This window comes from Streptomyces sp. NPDC090741 (assembly GCF_044769045.1).
Classification (GTDB): domain Bacteria; phylum Actinomycetota; class Actinomycetes; order Streptomycetales; family Streptomycetaceae; genus Streptomyces.
This window is the reverse complement of sequence record NZ_JBIVXF010000006.1, coordinates 159,346-179,640: the sequence shown is the minus strand read 5'-3', so window position 1 is coordinate 179,640 and position 20,295 is coordinate 159,346. Positions and strand designations below refer to the sequence as shown.

Here is a 20,295-nt window from a genome sequence, read left to right as displayed (position 1 = left end):
AACGCGTTCTCCCGACCCGGTCGATGCCAGGGTCATGTTGGCCGTGAGGCGTGGACCTGCAAAGACGCTCAGCACCCACCAGCAGAACACCCGTTTGGTGCAGTCAACAGACCGAACGTGTTGTCGTTATGGGGTCGGTGGGAACCCCCTTTGCCAGGAGTGCCGAGCTCGGCTCCTGGAGTTACGGCAGAAGCCGGCCCACCTCACAGCCTGACGACTGGTTCTGCCCCCTCCCGAAGGCCTGCGGGCGCTTCGTGAGGAAGCCGGGCTGACATACGACGAGCTGGCCGTGAAGAGCGGTCTGTCTGCGGCCACGCCGAAGCGTGCGGCTTCAGAGAAAACGCTGCCCGCGCTCAAGACAGCTGAGAAGTTCACCACCAACTGCGGCGGTGAGTGGATTCGGGTCCACCATCTGTGGCTCGCGGCCAGGATGGCCGGTCGGGGCCGCCCACATCCTGTTCACCCGCCGGTCATCCCGCCGTTTGAGATACCAGTCGCGTGGTGCGGGACCGGGTGCCGGCCACGGAATCCTGCACGGATGCAGCACCGCCATCAGGAGCCTGAGCGTGTCGGTGACAATCTTCCGCTTCCGCCCGACGATCTAACCTTGCCGTTCTACGGCCAAAAGCACCTGCTGTTCGTGGTCTACGCGGTAGAACTTTCCCCGTTCCAGCTGGTGATGGGGAACGCTGAGTACGGCGAGGTCAGCCGCTTCCCGTTCTCTTACCTGAGGGGAGACGTAACTGAGAGCGGTCTGCTCCATCTGTTCGCGGTCGCGGACTTCTGCTCCGGGCAGGTTTACTACCTGATGAATGTGATTGATCACCCCGCTTCCTCTGTTGTACACGACAAACACATACTGCGATTCGGGTTCTACGGATCCGTCGGTTCCGTTGAGAGATTCTTGCGGCAGCATGCGATCAGCTCCACTGGAAGATGTTGCAGACGGCGGTGCCTTCTTGAGCTGAGCCGAGCGCGAGTGCGAACGTGACACTGGTCAGATGCTCATCAAATACCGTGTTCGGCCAGTTGTAGAAGTTATCGCCGAAGTCTGTGACCTGCTCCGCCCCTGTGGAACTCGGGCGTGTCCGAAAGCCACGGATGCCCGAATTGCAGAGGCCGGCGCCATCGGCCTGCCCCAGGGTGACCTGTCCCACAGCCTTCTGGGCGCCGATGTTCATCTCCAGTGTGCGACCTCCGTTGCTGGACCAGAGGATGTTCCACATCATATTGGCGATCGGCATTGGTGACCTTTTCTCGTGCCGGAACTAGGCGCGGGCCAGCGGCCCGTGTGGATGCCGATGGCGGTGTTCCGGCGGCTGGCGCGGCCAATCAAGGGCCACCCTGCCAGCCCTGCCCTTCCGGAACGTATTTGCAGCATCACGCTTGGTTAAGGAGCCCGCAACTTGACGGCAGCATCACCTTGATCGTTGGCTTGCGGAGCGAGGCTCGTGTGGTCTGGGAGTTCCCTTTCCGGCGCGGTCAATGGACGGCAGGGCGCTGTCCAGGATCACGATCTTGTCGAGGCGTACTGGTCGGACGTTTTGGTGGGGATGATTCCGCCCCTCGCGAGGTGTGGGGAACCGACTGTGGATCGTTGGCGACGGTCTGAGGGCCCTGATCGAGCCGTTGCTGCCGTCCCGGCCCCGAGGGGCGCCGGCCCGAGGCCGGTGCCTGACCGGCTGTGTCTTCAGGGCATCTTGTAGGTGCTCTACCACGTGTATTCCGGAGAAAATGCTCCGGGCTGACGTGTAGCCAGCCCAAAGCGGCTGGTCAGTAGGTCTGCTGCCCGCGCTCGCGGGGATGGCTCCGAGTCGGGCCCGGTGGGCGGCGGGCTATTTTCTCGCCAGGCTCCCACGCCCGGCGACCGACAGTGCGAGCACGGCGGCAGCGGCGGCCGCGCCGCAGGACATGGTGAAGGCCGCCCCGTACCCGTACGCCCGCGCCAGCGGGCCCGCGGCTGCGGCGCCCAGCGCCTGCCCGATGATCAGGCCGCTACCAACCATGGTCATGACCTCTCCCATCCGCTGCGCGGGGCCGACGCGTTCGACGAGCCCGAACAGCGCGATGAGGTGCGGAGCCACCATCAGCCCGATTCCGGCGACGGCGAACGCCGCGCCCCACAGACTCGACACCGCGAGCAGCGGAAGCGTCAGCAGGGCCTGGACGGCGATGGTGCGGCGAAGTCGGACCGTTAGGTCGGCCGTACCGGGCCGGGCCACTGTCACGAAGCCGGCGATCGAGCTGGTCACGGCCATGGCGGACCACACGAGCCCGGCGGCCCCTGGGGAGCCGGCGGACTCGGCGAGCGCGTTGACCCCAGTGTTGGCGCTGCTCCAGGCGGCGCCCTGCAGGACGGCCATGGCGGACAGCAGCGCCAGACCCGGGGACCACAGCCGTACGCCGCTGCGCGCGGCGGTGGCGGTTCCCGTCGGCCCGGGCGCCGTGCGGTGCAGGGCGAAGAGCGTTCCGAAGGTGAGGATCAGGGCGGCTGCGAGGACGAGTGCTGCCGTGGGGTGGAGGGTCACCGCGAGGATCCCGGCCAGCGCGGGTCCCACCATGAAGGCGACCTCGTCGAGGGTGGTGTCGAAGGAGAGTGCGGCCCCGACCAGAGCCTTGTCGTCTCCGGCCAGCCGCGCCCACCGGGCCCGGGCCAGCGGCCCGACCTGCGGCACGGTGAGGCCGGTGGCTACGGCCAGCGTCAGCTGGGCGGCCAGGGGCAATCCGCCGAGGACGGCTGCGACGAGGGCGAGGAGCACGACTGCGTTCGCGGTACAGGCGGCCAACAGGACGGGGCGGTGGCCGCGCCGGTCGGCGAGCCGGCCGATGACCGGGCCGCCGAGGGCCTGGCCGAGCCAGAGAGCCGCCGCGACAGTACCCGCGTCGCCGATGCCGGCGCGTTCGTTGACGAGCAGCAGCGTCCCGATGGGACACAGGGCGGCGGGGAGCCGGGCGAGGAACCCGTAGACGGGGAGAGCGGCACCGCCGAGCGAGATGACCCCACGGAAGCCGCTGGACGCGGATCCGGGCACGGGAGGAAGCGGGGAGCCGGGTGGGGTTACGGGCACGGGCACGGGCACGGACATGGAAAACCTCCAGTCACACGCCGACCCTCCCGTTTCTCCGGCGCGCGCTGTTGCCCGTTGACGGGGACCGTAGTGGAGGAACGAGTGGTTCGGTAGGCCCTGTCCGTGGCGACGGGCCCCATGCCATGAGTGAAGGTGGTCGCAGCCCCCACCGCCCCGGATCTGGTCACGCGGCCGCGTCGGGTCCGTGCCCGCGCGCCACCGGCCGCTCCGGCGGGCACCACTGCTGGTGAGCGTGGACGCGAGAGTTGTTGCCCGGCGTCCCCGTCCCGCCTGCCGGGAACCTGCACTCCCCACGACCGCGGGGTCCAGCCTCCTGGGTCAGGTGGCGGGTCGGTGCGGTGTCGAGTACGCCCCGAGCCGCAGGGTCAGGTGACCGCCCCGAGGATCGTCTGCCGACTCCTGCTGGTGGAGGTGGCATGGCTGTCGTTGCCGATGCTGCGGCGGCACGCCATGGAGGGCGGCGGGTTGACCGACGCGGGGAGGGCCGGACGGGAGCGCAGTCGGCTTCAGGCCGTGGAGCCACCCCGGGAATAGGACCGAACGGTCTGAATCCCGTATGTGGTCATCCTCTCGTACGCGGATACCTCGTGCTCGCAAGGGGATTGGCGCTTCTGATCCTCGGCTACGGCGTCGGGGGACGGTCCGAAGGCCTCAGTGACGTCCTGCCGCCTGGCGATACTGATGAACACGCCGGTCGCGACAACGGCGAGGGCCGTGCCGCCGCCGATGATGATCTTCTTGTTCTTCTTGAACAGGTTCTTCACGGTCTCGGTGACGGAGGTGGGATCGCCGTCCTCGGGGGGAGTCTGGTTGGGCATGGAGGCGTTCACCCGCACAGACCTACCGGACCCACCCCTCAGCTGTCAGGCAATCACCCGACATCGCCCGATCAACTTCAGCAGGTGGTCCAGAGCCGGCCCTGGTCTACGACGCCGCGGATACGTGACTGCGGGCCGCCGTCATGCTCACGATCGTCCAGGTAGCCGTGGCCCACAGGGAGAGCGCGGCGCCCCCGCCCACAACTTGGCGCACGAACGCGTCGGACCCGTCCGCCCAACTGATGACGGCTCCCGCCGCTCTGACGGCCACCAACAGGGCGGCCGGCAACTTGAGGCGGGGCTGCTCGAACGTCGCCGCCAAGGGGAGGAAGTGCAACCCGACGGCCACTGCCACCAAGGACGGGATCAGCGCCTGCGCCCCCGCGCTCGTGCAGCCTGCCACCACAGCGGCGATCACCAGCCACTGCAGGGCATTGATCTGGTTGAAACGGCGTCGCCGCACCGGGTCGGCGAGTCCATCCACCTGCGTGCCATCGAGCACACCTCGCTGATCAAGCCGTTGGTGATCCTGAGAGTGTCGGTCCCGCTTCCGGCGACGGTCCGGCCGTCCTCGTCCGTGACGGCAGCGAGATAGGGCCGGGCGACCAGGCCGGTCGGTGCGCCATCTCCAAGCGTGAGGTCCACTACGGCCGAGCCCTCGGCCACGAAGTGAAGCCCGCGGCGCCCTTGATGCCAGGCGGCGATGATGTCGGCGAGCTGTTGCGGAGTGTGGACATCATCGAAGGCCTCGGTGCCTGCCTGGGCATGACGCAGGACGAATTCCGGCGCCGTGATCTTCTCGGCAAGGTGCAGATCACCGTTCCACATCGCCGTCCACCGGTTGTAGGTGTGGATGCCGAACTGCCCGCGCGCGCCGTCGCCGCCGAAAGCAGGCAGAACCTCTACCTCGCCGCGCCCCGGGAGCAGTTCTTGCGCCTGTTGGAGCTCACCGGTACCGGGGATCTGTTCACCATCGAGCCGGCCGGCCCCGCCGTTCTGACCGCCCGGACCGCGTGGCGGCCCCGTACTGCTGCTCCTTCGCTCCGCCGCGTCCGGGCTCCAGACGTCCGGGCCGCCGCGGCGCCACTCGATCAGCAGGGCGTCGTCCAGGTGACCTTGCAGGGAATCCTTTTGGAGCGTGTCACCAGCTCCCTGACGCGGGAGTTGCGGACCGAGCGGCTCGGTGGCGAGCCGAACGTCTGGTGGGCTGGCGGCATCGTGAGGCCGGTGTCGCGGCGATGGCCGGTTGAGCGTGCTGGACGAGGGGTGTGTGTGCCGGGCTGCTGCCGTCGAGTCCGTTGCCCGGGGACGGCGGTATGAGCGCCGGCGCCGGGGGTTTGCCGAGCGCCCCTGTTCCGGGTCGGTGAGGGAGGCCGGGACGGGGGTGTTCGGGTGCCGTACGGATCCCGGCGGCAGCCCGTCGTGCGGGCGGGCCTGCCGCATGACGCCGGGGAGGGGATGGGCGGCATGCGGCGGGGCCTGCTCCGAAAGCGTCCCATCCGCAGGTGGCAGCTTCCGGTATTACGCGTCTAACCCGGCCTCCCTCCTCTAAACGCCTTCCCCGCCAGGAGTTCTGAGGACATGTCAGAACCATCAAAGGATGTTGGGCTCTGGCGTGGTGCCGTTGGCCGGCCTGCCGCACATCGGATGGATGGCGGATCAAGCGGAGATCGTGATCCACGCCGTGTCGCCGCAGGGCGGGGGAGCGACAGCCGCGTCGTCGACAGCCGCACCACGGGCGGGGTGATCGAACGCTGCGGCCAGACCAAGGTCACCTCCCTGCGTGTGCATGAGGCGTGATGGGTCCGGCCATACTCGGCCCGTTACAGGAGCTGGACCTGGTCACGTACTTGCGCTTCGCGTCCGTCTGTAAAGCGTTCGACTCCCTTGAGGACTTCGAGACCGCCGTCGCGGAACTGTGTGAGCGGAAGCGGGCGCAGGGGCCGGTGCGCTCCCTGGGCCCGCCGCCGACTGACCGACAGCCGTCGCTGCCCGCCCGTGCCTTCCAGCTTCCGGCTCTTGACAAGGAAACTTGGCGATGGCCAGAAGGAGAGGTGCTCGTATAGCGAACGCACAGTGCCGTACGGCAGCAGTGCAGCGGGCGTACAGAAGCCGCACAGTTGGCGGCCCCGATGGCAGTGTTGAGCGCATTGATGAGGGACCGGCCTCGCGGACCCCGGGACCCCGCACGGTGCCGTCCAGGACGCGACGCGATCCCTGACGTCCTGCCTCGCGCGCCGGTCCGCCGACCCAGCTCCGGCCCCGGCGGGGACCGTGCGCAGGTACACCCTGCTCGGTGTCCGGGCCGCTGACGGGCAGCCAGTCCATCTGCCCAGCAGTCGGCCCCCTGGTACACGGGTCGTCTGGAGCGGTCCAGCAGGGAAGACGGAGCAGTTCGAGCTCACCGACGCTGTCATGGAGGACGGCACGTACGCGGCGGAGCCGATGGCGCTGTACCGGCGCGGATAGCTGGGCCTGATTCGTTGGCGGCGCCGGCGGACGACTATGGGCTTGGGAGCCTGGACTACGCGTTGTTGTCGGGTCCCCGATCCATGGACGCTGTTGCCCCAACGGCTCGTCGTGGTGCGGGCGCACCGGCCGAGCACAACCGCGGCAAGGTGGTCTGGAAGGTCGACTGGCCATGCGCTGGGCGTACGAGGCGTGATCTTCGAGCCGTCCGGTGTCGACCTCTCCTCGGCCGCGGCGGGGTGCTGTGCCGGTGCTCTCCGCACGCGACTGCATCCTTTGGCCTACTGCGTTTTCGTCCCTGAAGAGGACGATCTTGCGGCACCGCCGCGAGATCGTTGATCCGTGCGAACAACCATCGGATACACCGTCGAAAGTATCGGCTACGTCGTAGGAGCCCAGGGGCTTGTCAGCTTCGCTTCGCAGACCTTCTTCGGCACGGAGTGGGGCTGGCTGCACAAGGTCGTCGACCTTCCGTCCACCGCTTACCTCGGCATCGTCGCCGTGGGGCTGGCGCTCATCTTCGGCGGGGTGAAGACGCGGAAGACGCCCCAGCGCCAGAAGGTCGCCTGACCGGCGGGCATTTCAGCCCGCGACTCCCATTTTCCGTGTCGAGTGGTCGAAGCCCGCAGGCCGCCCGGCCGCGTGACCCGTGCTTACGGCGGCCCGGCCCGCGCCCCGGCCCCTCACGTAGCGTTCGGCCATGCACACCACTCTTACGGAGCACGCCAGGTGCGTCTGGGGCGACGAGTACGGCCCGAGGCCCGAGTGTGAAGTCCGCGAGCACCACTGGATGTACTTCGTGGAGGAGCTGACTTTCGCCGATGCCGAGGCGATCCTCGCCATGTTGCGTGAGCTCTGCCCTCACCTGGTCGACGGCTTCCTGCCCGTGTGGGTCCGCAACCTGGCCTACCGGCTGATTCTGCTCCAGCGGCCCGACGACCCGGCGATGATACGGGAGGCGGCCCTCAACCTTGAGGCGCACGGACCGTCCTGGGACGACATCGCCGAGGACCTCCGCGCCCGCGCGGACGCCCTCGATCCGGAGGGAGCCAGAGCCTGGGGGCAGGGACCGGGGTAGTCCCTGTCCGGTCTGCACGGCGTCCAGAGCGGCGGCGACCTCGGGGATGCGGGCGTCCGGTCCGGGCTTCGGCGGCCGCGCGGGTCCGCAGCGTGGAGCACGAGGGAGGCCGCGGCCCGCCGCTACGTTCAGAGCCGTTTCCCTCGGCCGGGAGGACCGAACCGCTCCTCCCTCCACCGCCGCGGCGGCTACCGTGGCGGTACGACCTGTCTGGAGGAGCCCGTGACCGCCCGACCCGCCGACGACGTACCCGTCCCGCCGTATGCGCCCGCGCCCGGCGCGCCGGCCGAACTCCGTGCCCTGCTGCGTGCCGACCGCCGTGCGGACACGTGGGTGCCGGCGTTCGAGCGGGACTGGGCCAAGGCCCTGGAGGATGCCCGCGACTCCTTCAGCCTCACCCCTTTGCACGAGGTGGTGCGTGCCTGGCAGTTGCGCGTCGCCGCGGCCCCGGCCGTCGAAGCCTTCATGGACTCCGGCCGTGACGAGTCCGGCTTCGTGGACCTGGACGACGTCCTCGGTCGCCGCCGGTGACCGGTCAGCCGTGGGCGGTGCGTCTGTCCCCGCAGGCCGCGAAGACGCTCGCCGAGCCTCCCGACCCGGCCAGGGAGATGGTCCGCGACGTCCTGGACATCGCGGTGCGCTCGCCGTGGGGCTGGCCCCAGTGGAACGACGGCGATCCGGAGGGCGAGGACCTCCGCGCAGCGTCCGTCGGACAGCTGTCCGACGTCTACGTGGCCAACCGCTGTTCTATCAACGACTTGTTCGCCGAAGCGGGCATCCGTGACCGGGCGGCCGCCGTCCGGCGCGCCGTCGAGGCGGGCCTGTCCTGATGCGGCCGAGCCCTGTCGGAACCTGGGCGCCGACCAGGTGAGCGGTCAGGTTCCGGGCTGGATCGGGCCGATGAGGGTTCCGGAGGCGACTCCGAAGCGGCCTTCGCCGACGGAGGCGCCGGGGATCTCCCCACCCGGTCCCCTGAGCGTGGAGGACGCCTCGTCGGCCGGCCTGCTGTGGCCGTTGTCGGGGACCCGGATGTCGAAGTGGACGGGCCGGCCCGGCCCGGAGGCCACCACGGCCCCCTGCCCGCCGTACCGCCCGGCCGTGATGCCGCGGGGCGAGCCGTTCTTCGCGAAGGCCAGGTCGGTCGGGGAGCCGACCAGTTCGCATGCCGCGGACCCCTTCGGCGCGGTCAGCGTGACGCGGAAGCGGGCGTGCCCGGAGCTCGCTCGGCCCTGCGTGATCTCCGCGAGGTGGTTGGCCGGCCGGCGGGCGGTCCTCGCTCAGCCGTCGGTCGGCAGCCAGCAGCCGTGCAGGCCCAGCGGGACCCGGACCGGGATCCGGGCCCGGGCCACGGGGCCGGAGGCCGGGTCCTCGGCCGGGACGACCAGGAACCAGGCGGACCCGTCGGTGCGGTCGGTGGCGAACGCCAGCCAGTAGCCGTGCTCCTCGGAGGCCCGCCCCGGCACCGGTGCGAAGACCGGCTCCCCGACGGACAGGTCCCCGGCATCCCAGACGCGGGCGGTGTCGGTCTCGATGTCATGGAAGCGCACGGCGTCGTACTCGCCGGGCAGCAGGTCCGTCCGGCCGGTCTCGGTGGCCAGCGCGGCGTAGCGGTGGCGGCGGCCGATGCGCCGGTCGTCGATGCGGGGGAATTCCACCGGGGCGTCGTCCAGCGGGGTCCGGGCCATGGTGCCCGCCACCGGGTCGATGTGCGCCCGTACGAGTCCGCCGCTCGCGGGGGCCGCTCCGGGCTCCGGTTCTCCGCCGACGGTCAGCCGGCTCCACTGCACGTAGTCCAGGACCACCGGGGCGTCCGGGCCGGGTCCGTCGTCGTACGCGTTCACCGTGTGCCAGAGCCAGAACGCCTCGTCGGCGGCCCAGCGCGGAGGTCCGCCGTCACGCGGGACGAGGACCACGCGGGTGCCCCGCTCGGGCCGCCAGGCGAGGAACGAGCCGCCCGCCATGGCCGCGGCGAGGTCGAAGAAGGCGGGCGCGAGGACGATGACCGCGTAGCGCTCGGTCAGGGCCATGTCGTGGATCATCATCGGCTCGTCCACGCCGTCGATCGGTGTGGGCCCGCGCGTGACCGAGCCGTCGCGGCCGATGACCGACCAGGTCAGGTACGGCGGCTCCAGGCCGTAGCAGAAAACGACCATCTCGCCCGTGACCGGATCGATCTTGGGGTGGGCGGTGATGCCCATCGGCAGGGTGCCGTCGAAGTCCTCACGGCCGAGCGTCTCCAGACCGGCGCCGATCCGGTAGGGGCACGCGGATTCGGCGAGCGCCAGCAGCCGGCCGCCGTGCCGTACCACGTTGATGTCGGGCATGTCCCTGAAGGTGCCCGCGAGCTCGGGCCCGACCTGGCCGGCGTCCGGCACGGTCATCGACTCCAGGCCGCCCCACAGGGCCCGGCCGACCCGCTCCTCGGCCCGCAGCGCAGGGGTGCGTACGAAGCGGTTGCGGTAGCGGGCGCGGCCCTGGGAGAGCCAGACCCCGTGCAGCATGCCGTCCCCGTCGATGGGGTACAGGTACGAGCCGATCGGGGTGAAGCGGGGATTGGGGCCGTTGCGCAGGTACAGCCCGTCCAGCGCCGTCGGGATCTCGCCGGTCACCTCCAGGTCCGCGACGTCGACCTCCTCGCTCACCGGCGCGAACGAGCCCAGCAGGTGGGGAACCCGGGTGGGGTCGAAGCGCGGCGGCGTGTGCGTGTTCACGGGACCTCCCGGGGTGTGCTGGTTCCGGTCCTGCCGACACTTTCCAGTGAAGCGCGGTGCACGGGGCGGCGCCAGGCGTCCGGCACGGCGCAGACAGGCCGCCGGGCGCCGCCCGGCACACCGGCAGCGCCGCACCCGACTCGACCGGGCGTACCGCCGTACCCCGCTGTACCCCGCCGTGCACCGCCGGCCCCGGCGGTGCACGGAAGAGCCCCGACCCGCCGGGGGCGACCGGTCCTGTCGGCACCCCTGCCGAACGGCCGGCATCCGGCGGTGGGAGGAGCCGCGGTGCGTAACAGGAACGCCGTGGTCCGGCCACCCGCCGCCGCATACAGCCCGGCCGCCGGTGTCACCCTGTGCGGAAAGGCCCGTCCATGCCCTCGATCGTCGTCGCCGCCCGTGCCTCCCGTACCTTCACGCCCCGCTGACGGAGCGTGCCGCGGATGGCGGGACCGGGTCCCTGTCGGCGTACGCCGCGCAGGCTCTCGCCGCCGCCGTGGAGACCTCCGAGGCCGGCGGCCCCGGGTGGACGGCCCCCTGGTCGCTGCCGTGTTGCGCGCGGCCGGCGTCGCCGCGCAGGACCCGGACGACGACCCCGTGCACCCGCCAGGCCCACCGGGAGCTGTGCGTGTTCCTGGCCCGGGTCGTCGACCGCCGGGAGCCGAGGCCACCTCTCCGAGGTCGGTCCTCTCCGGCGGGCCCTGGACGCCGCCGTGCCGAGGAAGACCGCCCCGACGATCGCGGCCCTGCTGGGCGGCCTGTGCTCCGCCCGCCGCACGGTCGTGGTCGCCTACCGCACCAAGTGGTCCACGCTGGGGCTGACCACCTTCGCCACGCTGGACGAGGTGGATGTCCTGATCACCAACGCCCTGCCCGAGGACCAGGCCGCGGGCGGTTTGAGATCAAGTCACAGTGCTGGCCGTATGGGGGCGAGTTGGCGGGGCCGGCGTTTGTCAGGAGGCCGTCCCGCCTGCGTTGCGGATCAGCCGCTGGAGTACTTTCACGGTGGTGACGTAGTCCGCGTCGTCGATGCCGTCGTGGAGGGCTGCGCGGATCGCGGGCGCGTTGCGCGCGAGGTCGACTCGGGCGTTTTCCCCCTCCTCGGTCAGCCACAGCCGGTGCTCGGTGTCCTGGGTCAGCCAGCCGCGTTCCATGAGTACTTCGGCCTCCGCCGCCAGGTCGTCCTCGGGACGGATGTAGGAGGTCATGGCCACCTGGAGCTCGGGCAGGGTCATTCCCTCGCCGTCGGGGGAGATGTCGTTCGCCGACAGGTTGCGCAGCAGCCAGAACTGGGGCTGGGTGTAGCCCTTCTCAGCCTGTCGGGCCCGGGTGAATGCGATGAGCGCCTCGTAGGCGACACCGGTCCAGTACGCGGCGGGCTGTCCGGCGAGTTCAGCGTCGGAGATGTGCTGGGTGGTCATGGGGTGTTCCCTCCTCGTATCCGGGGCGGCGCCTGCACGCCGTGCACGTCATGCGGGCCATGCAGGAAACGTACGACCTCAAGTGTGGTTGAGGGCAAGCAGGTGATCTCCCGGACGCCTCCGGCGGCCCGACCCCGGACACCACGTGGCTGCTCAGCTGGCAGGGACCGCTCCGTGCAGTAAGCCGATCAGCAGGTCCGTCACAGTGGCAGGCCGCTCCAGGCTGGGGAGATGGTCGGCCCAGGGCAGTTCGACGTGCCGGGTGCCGGTGAGCAGCCCCGGCAGTCGGGGGCCGGGATCTGCGGTCCCGCGTGGTCGAGCCACGGCGCCCGGCGGGTCAGCCGGGGGTGGAGCCCATCCCAGGCTTGTGCGGTTGCGGTCCCGCATCCCGTCGGTGTTGATGACGGTAACCGCGGTGGCCTTGAGAGTGTCTCTTCGGCGTGGTTGGTCAGTTGATCGGGCAGGGTGCGGCCATCGGTACCTTGGAGTTGCCGCACCTCGAAGGAACAATGTCGAAGAAGTCGACGCTTGGCGCACGGGGCGGAGCTACCCGGTTCGGGCAGTCCGCCGCTTCCTTGTCCCAGTGGTTGGGTCGTCGACGGTGAGCTTGAATCCGACGCGAACCAACAGCCGGAAGAACGTCCAAGACCCATGGTGAGAGAGGCCGCTGCGGAGCCGGGCCGGAGGCATCCGGTACTTGGCCGTGGCCGGCAAGGGGTGGACCACCTCGTTGATCAGCCCGGTGTAATAGGCGAGCGTCTTCGCCGCGTCCTGGCAGGTGCTCTTGCGGGTGGTGGGGGCCAGCTCTGTGGAGAGCCCTCGCTGGACGACGGCAGCCTCTCGTGGCCGCCTCACCGCCGCGTGGATCCCACCCGGCCGCTGCTGCGGACGCCTTTAGGCGGGCTCCCCTCGGGGCCCCGTTCCCGGGTCCAGCAGACGACCTGGGTTCCCGGAGGCCTCGCCAGTGAGTCCGGTCGCGGCACCGGGTCACCGTGTCGGTGGCGCCGTGCGTCGTCGGGCGGTGGGCTCCTGGGACCGGCGTTGCTCTGCCGACAGGGCGGTCTCGACGTCGGGGTGGACCCGGAAGACCTGGTCCGCACCCGTGATATAGAACATTCGTTCGACTGGTCGGTGTAGGCCGACCAGCTCCAAGCTGCCCCCGACGTTTCCGGCCGCGAGCCGACCGTGCAACAACACGTTCAACCCCGTCGAATCGCAGAATTCCAGGCGGCTCAAATCGACCAGCAGCCGACCGCCGCCCTGGCGGGCGGTGTCGAGTGCCTGCCGCAGGGGCTCGGCGGTGTCATGGTCGAGCTCGCCGGCCAGGGCCAGAACCGTGGCTCCCGGGACGGACTCGACCTCGACGGCGAAGCGCTCACCGTTCGCCGTGGCCATCATGCCTCCTCCCGTCCAGGGACCTTCGCCGCGTATCGCGCATACCCCGCTTCGTAGGGCGTATGCCTGGCACCAGGCGGGCGCCGGGCGCTCAGGGGCCATCGTCGGGGACGCGGATCTCCAGGACGCAGATGTCGTCTCGGTTGCCCGGGCGCATCGCGGCCAGCGTCCGGGTGAGGGCTTCGCCCCGACCCTCTCGAATCAGGCGCAGGGCGGTTGCGGAGAACCGGTCGAGTCCGACTTCGATGTCCTCGCCCGGTTCCTCCACGAGTCCGTCGGTGTAGAGCAGCAAGCGGTCGCCGGGTAGTAGGTCGATGACGGCCTGCCCGTAGGAGGAGTCGAAGCTGGCGCCCAGGAGGCTGCCCGGCGGCTGTTCGAGGAAGTCCGCTCGATCTCCGCGGATCAGCAAGGGGGGCAGGTGTCCCGCCCGCACCCAGATCAGGCGCCGGTCCCAGGGCTGGTAACGGCCCATGACCATCGTGGCGGTGGCGCCGGCCGACGGGTCCGAAGCGGTGTGGAGCAGGAGGGTGTTGAGCCTGTGCAGGACGTCGGGCAGCGGCGAGCCGGTGACCGTCATGCCCTTCGCGGTGAATCGCAGCTGGGCCATGGTGCCGACGGCGGCCAGACCGTGCCCCGCCACGTCCCCGACGACGAACAGCGCGCTCTCGTCGGGAAGTCCGATCGCGCTGTACCAGTCGCCTCCGACGTTCACTCCGCTGTCCGCGGGGACGTAGGCGACATCGACGCGCAGGCCGGCGAGTTCCAAGGACTGTTCGGGGATCGGTAGCAGGGTGTCCTGAAGTCGGGTGGCGAGTGTGCGTTCGGCCTGGAGCATGCCCCGTTGGAGGAGGACGGCGCGCTCGCTCTCGCGCAGCGCCAGCTCGGCGCCGCGCTGTGCGGTGAGATCCTGGAAGAAGCCGTGCACCTCGACCGGGGTGCCGTCGGCGTCGGTCTGGGCCTCGGCGACGATCCGCAGGTGTCGTACGCCGTGCGCGGTGGTGATCCGGAACGGCTGATCGATGGCCTCCCCGTCGCTCAGGAGCCGCTGGACGGCCGCGCCCAGCTTCGGCAGGTCGTCGGTGAGGAGGTGCGCCGGCAGTTCCTCCAGCGCTATCGGTCCCTCGCGGGGATCGCGGTCGAAGATGGCGTAGACCTGCTCGGACCAGATGACGGTGTCCGTCGCCAGGTTCCATCCCGCCCAGCCCAGGTTGCCCAGCCGCTGCATGTCGGCCAGTCGCCGGGCCTCCCGCTCACTGGTGTCGTGACGGACCCAGGACACCACGAGGTGGCCCTCCAGCCTGGACGCCCGCACCGAGTAGACGGACTGCTGGGGGACCCCGGTGACCACCTCCTCGTAGGTGAAGGGCTCACCCTCGTAAGTGGTTCCCGTGGTCAGCGTCTCCAGGTACCCGTCCCACAGCGCGGTGCCCGCCACTGTCGGGTATGTCTCCAGGACCTGTCGGCCCACGAGCTCCTTGCCGCGCCGCCCCGCCACGTCCACCGACTCCGGCGCCGCCGCGTCGATGCGGTAGTCCTCCACCTCGCCGGACGCCGAGCGCAGGGGTGTGAGCAGGACCGCGGGTCCTGCCATCGCATCCAGGATCCGCTGGACGGACGCCACGACGGCATCGCCTGCGGCCTCCCCGTCGTCGTGGGCCTGCTCCGGCCACCCCAGCGGGCCCGCGCACAACCGGGCCGCCCGCCGAAGCAGGGCCCGGGTGTCGGCCGCGAAGGGACCCGGCTCCGAACGGAGGAAGCCGATGGCCGCCTTCGGGGGGCCGTCCGCGGGGACGGGGAGCCATGCGCGCGACGGCCACCGCTGCGGCGGGTCTCCGATCAGCAGGTAGCGTCGGGCGTCCTGCGCCGGGTTCTCGAGCCACAGGGCCCGGCGGTCGGCGATCGCCTCCAGGGCGGCGATGCCACTGAGCGGGGGGACGTGACGCCATTGCCCGGCCAGCGCCTCGTCGATGCCGGCGCGGCCGGTCAGCTCCAGACTCCCGGCGGAGGTCAGGGAGTAGATCATCACGGCGTCCACGCCGGTGGCCCCGCCGAGCACGGTTCGCAGCAGCTCCGCGATGTCGTCACCGTTGTGTGCCGCGGCCAGCCCTTCGGCGATCCGGGCCAGGAACGGACGCAGGGCGGGTTCGGAGCCGCTGTGACCCCTGCGGTAGCGTCCGCGGCTGAAAGGGGAGGAGACCTGCTCCTTCTGCGCGCACACGGCCTCGGCGGGGGCGTACGCGGACACGGGCGGGCCGGTCCCGGACGGCGTACGGGAGCCTACCTGCCCCAGGGTGATCCAGCACTCCTCCAGGAGTGTGTGGCCCCGCCCGCCCGCGTGGTCGAGGAGCACTTGGTACGCCGTGTCGGCGGATACCCCTTCTTGGGCCATCAGTACGCCCTTGGCCCGCTCCACGACGGCGGTGGTCGCGGCTATGCCTTCCAGGTCCGCGAATTCCGACCGCAGCCTGGCGATCACTTTGGCGAGCGCCAACACCTCGGGTGCGGCGCCCTCACCCGGTGGCGCGGCATCACGCTTCACACCTTGAGCATGGCACGTTGGCGCGCGATGGGCGCGATGCCGGCATTGGCTGGTACCGGACGGTGACGGCACTCCGGCGGTCTTGGTCCTGGGGCATGCCGATGAACCACGGATCGTATTCGGGGTGAGGCTGTCGTCCCGCCATCCGCTGATCTTTGACGGGTCCCGAGCTGCGGTTGCAGGCGCTCGGACACGAGACGAAGCCTTGAAGACGGTCCGATTCGGGTCTACACGCCCACAACATGGCCGCGTTAGCGGGCCGGAGCCGCGATGGCGGGTTTACCCCACCTGCTGGCAGCCGTACCGCGGGTAGATCTGCCTGAGCAGGGAGGTGGCCTGCGGGGTCGTGGTGACCGTGAAGACCGGCCCTCCGTTGCAAGACCACCTCGTAGTCACCAGCGCAGCAGCTTCAGCTGAGGACGGCAGAAGAAGGCTGCCGGCAATCAGGCAGCCGGCGAGTGCCGCCAGGCACCTGCGAAATGGAACCTGCCACATGTCTCTCACCACTCTCCATCAGGTCCGGCCCTGAGAGCCTGGACGAACATAAGGATTATTTCTGCAATAAAAAGGAAACGCCGACATTTATGAGCTGAACGGGTGCGAGAGCAAACATCAGCCCGGCACCCAGGAGGCTCTTGCCGAGGCGACCCTCGGCGCGGTCACGGGAACCCTGGGCCGGCCGCAGGTCCTCGTCCTTGGGCGGCCTCGAAGCCGGCCCGCCGGAGCGGCCGCCCCGAGTCCATCTGCGGGCCTGCCGCGCGGTAGGGGACGGACGCGGCCGGCCGCCGACACACCCATCACACCCATCTGAAGATCCACCAGGTCTCGCGCTCCTTCGACCGCGGTCAAGCCCGCCGTCCGCGGCGGGCGCCGGTGAGTCGGTGAGGTACGCAGACGCTCGGACGCTCGGCCGGGGATACGCCCAACCGGGGGCAGCTGGCGGTTCGGCTGCCGGAGGACGCCTCCCGGGAATGCCAAGGTAGCGGGGTGGCTGGGTGCACGTCCCGGCTCTCACGTGCTCCGGGAGGCCCGATGACATCGGTCGACGAGTCGCCGCGCGTGATGGAACCGTCCCCGGGCAGAGATCGGCGTGTGAGGTCCGGCGCCAGGGTCCTGAGACTCGTGTCGACCACCGATCACAAGGTGATCGGCAACATGTACCTGGTCACCGCGTTCGCGTTCTTTCTCTTCGCTGGGGCGCTGGCGCTGATCATGAGGGCGGAGCTCGCCCGGCCGGGTCTGCAGATCGTTTCGCGCGAGCAGTACAACCAACTCTTCACTGTCCACGGCACCGTCATGATGCTGCTGTTCGCGACGCCTACATTCACGGGCTTCGCCAACGCCGTGATGCCCTTGCAGATCGGCGCACCGGACGTCGCCTTTCCCCGGCTGAACGCCTTCACCTACTGGGTGTACCTCTTCGGCGGCCTGATGGTGGTCAGCGGCTTCCTCACGGCCGACGGATCCGCGGCCTTCGGCTGGTTCGCCTACGCCCCGCTCAACGGCGCCGTCTACTCACCCGGCGTGGGAGCGGACCTATGGGTGATGGGGTTGGTGGTCTCGGGGCTGAGCACGATCCTCGGGTCGGTCAACTTCATCACGACGATCATCTGCCTGCGCGCTCCTGGAATGACCCTGTTCAGGATGCCGATCTTCACCTGGAACGTGCTGCTCACCTCGGTCCTGGCCCTGTTGGCCTTCCCGGTCCTCACGGCCGCGCTCCTCGCCTTGGAGGCGGACCGTAAATTCGGGGCGCACGTCTTCGACGCCGCGAACGGCGGGGCGCTGTTGTGGCAGCACCTGTTCTGGTTCTTCGGCCATCCGGAGGTGTACATCGTGGCACTGCCATTTTTCGGGATTGTCAGCGAGATCCTCCCGGTGTTCAGTCGCAAACCGATCTTCGGGTACGTGGCCCTAGTGGGCGCCACCGTGGCCATCACCGGCTTGTCCGCCACGGTCTGGGCGCACCACATGTTCGCGACGGGTGCGGTCCTGCTGCCCTTCTTCTCCCTCCTGTCGTTCCTCATCGCCGTCCCGACCGGGGTGAAGTTCTTCAACTGGATCGGAACGATGTGGAACGGTTCGCTGTCCTTCGAGACACCGATGCTGTGGTGCATCGGCTTTCTCGTCACCTTCCTGCTCGGTGGGCTCACCGGTGTCCTGATCGCCTCACCGCCCATGGACTTCCACCTCACCGACAGCTACTTCGTCGTGGCCCACCTGCACTACGTGCTCTTCGGTACCATCGTCTTCGCCACCTTCGCGGGTTTCTATTTCTGGTGGCCGAAGCTCACCGGAAAGCTCCTCGACGAACGCCTCGGCAGGATCCATTTCTGGTGCCTGTTCACAGGATTCCAGCTGACCTTCCTCGTCCAGCACTGGCTCGGTGAACAGGGAATGCCCCGCCGCTATGCCGACTACCTGGCCGCCGACGGGTTCACCCTTCTCAATACCCTGTCCAGCATTGGAGCGTTCCTCCTGGGCCTCTCCACGCTGCCCTTCCTCTACAACGTGTGGACGACTGCCCGCCACGGCGTCGCGGTGGACGTCGACGACCCCTGGGGGTGGGGCCGTTCACTGGAGTGGGCCACCAGCTGCCCACCGCCCCGGCACAACTTCCACGCGCTGCCCCGGATCCGGTCCGACTCGCCGGCGTTCGATCTGCACCACCCGGAAGTGAGGTCTCCATGAAGGCCGAGGCCTGGCTCTTCAGTGGTATCGCGGCGTTCTTCGCCGTCACGGGTGGCGTCTATGTGTGGTTCTCCAGCGACCCGGTCGGCGTTGCCGCCCTCTCGGTCTCGTTCCTGATGTCCGGCCTCGTCGCCACCTTCCTCTGGAGGCAGTACAGCCGACTCGGCATCCGGCCCGAGGACCGGACCGGCGCCCTCGTCCAGGAGGTGGGGGACCGACGCTTCTCCTTCCCCGCCCGCTCCTACGCTCCCGTCGTATCGGCTGTCGGCACAGCCCTGGTCGGGCTGGGAGTCGTCCAGGGGCTCTGGCTGGCCCTCATCGGCTTCGGCGTGCTCGCCGTCGGCGTCTTCGGATTCGTGTTCCGGCCCGTCGAAGCCGACATCGGGCCCTGAGCGGTGGTGTGCCGCTCATCCACGTGAGTCGGTTTCTGCCGCGTCCGGGCCCGCCAGGATCGCGTCGACCCTGCGCCGGTGTTCTTCCCGCATCGGCGGTGCCACCGCGTCCTTGTAGTACCAGTGGCTCAAGGCGGCTCGCAGGCGCTGTGCCCCGGCTCTGTGTTCGCCCGGCACCGCGGGCTCCGGAAGCAGCGGCTCGGGGACGCGCCGCACCAGCAGGTGGTAGCGCTGTGGGGCGCTCACCGGGAGGTGGGAGGACTCGTAGCCGCCCTCGACCGTCTGTCGTACCTCGTCCCCCTCCGCGCCCCGTTCCAGCAGTTCGGCGTCCTGCTGCTGCAGTGCCAGGCACAGGCGCCGGGTGAGCCAGAAGACACCGGGCGGGAGGACGACGAGCGCGCAGCGCAGGGCCCACGTCAGGGCCGGCAGCGGAGCCTCGAAGACGAAGGCGAGCAGGTCCTGCGCGCCCGCCAGCAGCAGAACCGCGTAGGCGCAGAGGACCGCCAGGCCCAGGGCCGTCCGGGCGGGGCGGTTCCGCGGCCGGTCGCACAGGTGCTGCTCGCCCCGGTCCGGACTGATCCACCGCTCGAAGAACGGGTACGCGTACAGCCCCGCGAACAGGACACCGGGCAGCAGAACCCCGGGGACGAGGGGGTTCCACATCAGGGTGTGCCCCCACAATCTGGTCTCGATACCGGGCATCAGGCGCAGAGCACCCTCCAGGAACCCGACGTACCAGTCGGGCTGGGAACCGGTGGAGACGAGGTCCGGCCGGTAGGGCCCGTACGCCCAGACGGGGTTGATCTGCGCCAGTGCTCCGACCGCGGCGAGGAGGCCGGCCACCATGAAGAAGAAGCCCCCTGATTTCGCGGCGTACTGAGGGAAGAAGGGGGCTCCGACGGCGTTGCGGCCGGTCCGCCCGGAATGGGCCCACTGGGTGTGCTTCAGATGGACGACCAGGATCAGGTGCAGCGTCACCAGCGCGAGCAGGAGTCCGGGTACGAGCAGGATGTGGACCGGATACAGCCGGGAGACGATGTCCTCGCCCGGATACTCGTCGCCGAAGACGAAGAAGCTCATGTACGTGCCGATGACGGGCAGGGACAGCATGATGCCCTGGGCCGTGCGCAGCCCGGTACCGGAGAGCAGGTCGTCCGGGAGCGAGTAGCCGGCGAAGCCCTCGACGAGGGCCAGTACGAACATCGTGAGGCCCACGAGCCAGTTGACCTCGCGGGGTCTACGGAAGGCTCCTGTGAAGAACACGCGGAGCAGGTGGGCCCCGACGGCGGCGACGAACACGAGCGCCGCCCAGTGGTGCATCTGCCGGATCAGCAGGCCGCCGCGCACATCGAAGCTGATCCGCAGGGTGGAGTCGTACGCCTCGGAGACGCGCAGGCCGCGCAACGGGCCGTAGGAGCCGGTGTAGGTGACCTCGCCCATGGAGGGCTGAAAGAAGAGGGTGAGGTACGTGCCGGTGAGCAGCAGCACGACGAGACTGTAGAGCGCGATCTCGCCGAGCAGGAAGGACCAGTGGTCAGGGAACGCCTTCCTCAGGCCTGCCTTCGCTACTTCGCCCAGTGGTAGGCGGGCGTCCAGCGCGAAACCCGCTCGCCTCACCGTCCGTCGCGCCGCCCGAGCGAGCCGTGCCCTTCTTCGTCCCAGCAGCACGCGCTCAGGCCTCCCACCGACGGC

At 69.8% G+C, this 20,295-nt stretch carries 19 protein-coding genes and 2 pseudogenes; 10 read left to right on the top strand and 11 right to left on the bottom strand.

Going from position 1 to position 20,295, the window contains the following annotated elements; translation table 11 throughout:
• Positions 1–601: 601 nt before the first annotated feature.
• From ACIQU4_RS18455 to ACIQU4_RS18435, 5 genes are all read right to left on the bottom strand, one after another.
• Complete coding sequence (locus ACIQU4_RS18455; protein ID WP_403731409.1) at positions 602–916, bottom strand: hypothetical protein; 315 nt, start codon at positions 914–916, stop codon at positions 602–604.
• 4 nt (positions 917–920) lie between these two features.
• Positions 921–1,244, bottom strand: coding sequence for a hypothetical protein (locus ACIQU4_RS18450; protein ID WP_403731407.1), 324 nt, complete (start codon positions 1,242–1,244; stop codon positions 921–923).
• A 591-nt stretch (positions 1,245–1,835) separates the two neighbouring features.
• Positions 1,836–3,032 carry an MFS transporter gene (locus ACIQU4_RS18445; protein WP_403731404.1) on the bottom strand — a complete coding sequence of 399 codons (1,197 nt, stop codon included), beginning with the start codon at positions 3,030–3,032 and terminating at the stop codon, positions 1,836–1,838.
• Between the two features lie 563 nt (positions 3,033–3,595).
• Positions 3,596–3,907: a hypothetical protein gene (locus ACIQU4_RS18440; protein ID WP_403731402.1), complete on the bottom strand. Its 312-nt coding sequence runs from the start codon at positions 3,905–3,907 to the stop codon at positions 3,596–3,598.
• Positions 3,908–4,013: 106 nt separating this feature from the next.
• Positions 4,014–4,409: a hypothetical protein gene (locus ACIQU4_RS18435; protein WP_403731399.1), complete on the bottom strand. Its 396-nt coding sequence runs from the start codon at positions 4,407–4,409 to the stop codon at positions 4,014–4,016.
• 227 nt (positions 4,410–4,636) lie between these two features.
• Between ACIQU4_RS18435 and ACIQU4_RS18430 the strand changes: the two genes are divergently transcribed.
• The 7 genes and pseudogenes from ACIQU4_RS18430 to ACIQU4_RS18400 all read left to right on the top strand — a co-directional run bounded on the left by ACIQU4_RS18430 (position 4,637) and on the right by ACIQU4_RS18400 (position 8,284).
• Complete coding sequence (locus ACIQU4_RS18430; RefSeq protein WP_403731396.1) at positions 4,637–5,227, top strand: hypothetical protein; 591 nt, start codon at positions 4,637–4,639, stop codon at positions 5,225–5,227.
• A 479-nt stretch (positions 5,228–5,706) separates the two neighbouring features.
• Positions 5,707–5,973: pseudogene (locus tag ACIQU4_RS18425) on the top strand (hypothetical protein); the annotation flags it as partial.
• A 208-nt stretch (positions 5,974–6,181) separates the two neighbouring features.
• Positions 6,182–6,376 carry a hypothetical protein gene (locus ACIQU4_RS18420; protein WP_403731393.1) on the top strand — a complete coding sequence of 65 codons (195 nt, stop codon included), beginning with the start codon at positions 6,182–6,184 and terminating at the stop codon, positions 6,374–6,376.
• Between the two features lie 342 nt (positions 6,377–6,718).
• On the top strand, positions 6,719–6,946 hold the full coding sequence (locus ACIQU4_RS18415; protein ID WP_403731390.1) for a hypothetical protein: 228 nt from the start codon (positions 6,719–6,721) through the stop codon (positions 6,944–6,946).
• Positions 6,947–7,076: 130 nt separating this feature from the next.
• Entirely contained in the window at positions 7,077–7,454 is a 378-nt protein-coding gene (locus ACIQU4_RS18410; protein WP_403731387.1) for a hypothetical protein, read from the top strand.
• Between the two features lie 222 nt (positions 7,455–7,676).
• On the top strand, positions 7,677–7,985 hold the full coding sequence (locus tag ACIQU4_RS18405; protein ID WP_403731384.1) for a DUF6247 family protein: 309 nt from the start codon (positions 7,677–7,679) through the stop codon (positions 7,983–7,985).
• Positions 7,982–8,284: a hypothetical protein gene (locus tag ACIQU4_RS18400; protein ID WP_403731381.1), complete on the top strand. Its 303-nt coding sequence runs from the start codon at positions 7,982–7,984 to the stop codon at positions 8,282–8,284. Before ACIQU4_RS18405 ends, ACIQU4_RS18400 begins: the two co-directional genes overlap by 4 nt.
• Before the next feature lie 45 nt (positions 8,285–8,329).
• On the opposite strand, the gene ACIQU4_RS18395 is transcribed toward ACIQU4_RS18400, so the two are convergent.
• The gene (locus tag ACIQU4_RS18395) at positions 8,330–8,521 is read right to left on the bottom strand and encodes a hypothetical protein (protein WP_403731378.1); all 192 of its coding nucleotides are present in this window, start codon (positions 8,519–8,521) and stop codon (positions 8,330–8,332) included.
• Positions 8,522–8,731: 210 nt separating this feature from the next.
• A complete protein-coding gene (locus ACIQU4_RS18390; protein ID WP_403731375.1) occupies positions 8,732–10,165 on the bottom strand; it encodes a carotenoid oxygenase family protein in 1,434 nt (477 codons plus the stop codon).
• Between the two features lie 764 nt (positions 10,166–10,929).
• On the opposite strand from ACIQU4_RS18390, the pseudogene ACIQU4_RS18385 reads away from it, so the two are divergent.
• A pseudogene (locus ACIQU4_RS18385) lies at positions 10,930–11,052 on the top strand (DeoR family transcriptional regulator); the annotation flags it as partial.
• A gap of 66 nt (positions 11,053–11,118) precedes the next feature.
• Here the strand turns inward: ACIQU4_RS18385 and ACIQU4_RS18380 are convergent.
• The 3 genes from ACIQU4_RS18380 to ACIQU4_RS18370 form a co-directional block, all read right to left on the bottom strand.
• The gene (locus ACIQU4_RS18380) at positions 11,119–11,586 is read right to left on the bottom strand and encodes a MarR family transcriptional regulator (RefSeq protein WP_403731372.1); all 468 of its coding nucleotides are present in this window, start codon (positions 11,584–11,586) and stop codon (positions 11,119–11,121) included.
• A 987-nt stretch (positions 11,587–12,573) separates the two neighbouring features.
• The gene (locus tag ACIQU4_RS18375; RefSeq protein ID WP_403731369.1) at positions 12,574–12,984 is read right to left on the bottom strand and encodes an STAS domain-containing protein; all 411 of its coding nucleotides are present in this window, start codon (positions 12,982–12,984) and stop codon (positions 12,574–12,576) included.
• 88 nt (positions 12,985–13,072) lie between these two features.
• Positions 13,073–15,520 (bottom strand): SpoIIE family protein phosphatase, encoded by a 2,448-nt coding sequence (locus ACIQU4_RS18370; protein WP_403731366.1) that lies wholly within the window; start codon positions 15,518–15,520, stop codon positions 13,073–13,075.
• 1,062 nt (positions 15,521–16,582) lie between these two features.
• Here ACIQU4_RS18370 and ctaD point away from each other — a divergent pair.
• Positions 16,583–18,211, top strand: a complete 1,629-nt coding sequence (gene ctaD, locus ACIQU4_RS18365; protein WP_403732104.1) for a cytochrome c oxidase subunit I — start codon at positions 16,583–16,585, stop codon at positions 18,209–18,211.
• On the top strand, positions 18,208–18,603 hold the full coding sequence (locus ACIQU4_RS18360) for a cytochrome c oxidase subunit 4 (protein WP_403731363.1): 396 nt from the start codon (positions 18,208–18,210) through the stop codon (positions 18,601–18,603). Before ctaD ends, ACIQU4_RS18360 begins: the two co-directional genes overlap by 4 nt.
• A gap of 15 nt (positions 18,604–18,618) precedes the next feature.
• On the opposite strand, the gene ACIQU4_RS18355 is transcribed toward ACIQU4_RS18360, so the two are convergent.
• Positions 18,619–20,271: a cytochrome bc complex cytochrome b subunit gene (locus tag ACIQU4_RS18355; protein WP_403731360.1), complete on the bottom strand. Its 1,653-nt coding sequence runs from the start codon at positions 20,269–20,271 to the stop codon at positions 18,619–18,621.
• Positions 20,272–20,295: the final 24 nt, after the last annotated feature.